The 431-nt window shown below is 44.5% G+C and carries 1 protein-coding gene; it reads left to right on the forward strand.

Features of this window, described 5'->3' with window-relative positions; genetic code table 11:
- Window positions 1-31: 31 nt before the first annotated feature.
- The coding region (locus tag ACYVRH_RS14710) for a fibronectin type III-like domain-contianing protein (RefSeq protein ID WP_461257608.1) at window positions 32-431 on the forward strand (400 nt) is incomplete at its 3' end.

Here is a 431-nt window from a genome sequence, read left to right on the forward strand (position 1 = left end):
TTATTCCATGAAGGGGCGCACCTATCGATATATGACGGAAAAACCCCTGTATCCCTTTGGTTTTGGGCTTTCCTATACCAATTTCCGCTTCGATTCAATAAATCTTTCTATAAATACGCTTTCAGCAGGGGGTTGTGTCAAGGCAGAAGTAACCGTAACCAATACCGGTAAAAGAGATGCCGAAGAGGTAGTACAATTGTATATTTCCAGGGATAATCGGGAGGAAAATGAGCCTTTTGCCTCGCTTAAGGGGTTTCGGCGTGTTTTTATACCCGCCGGAAGGTCAAAAACTGTGGAATTTGCCCTTTTTTCGACGTTTTTTGAGACTATTAACACAAAAGGCGAAAGTACGTTAATTCCCGGTTCCTATACGATTTTTGCCTCGGATGCCGCACCTGTGCCTGTTTCTGTGGAAAAAGGCGCTCCAGAGC

The sequence above is a fragment of the Treponema sp. R80B11-R83G3 genome, from assembly GCF_054786115.1.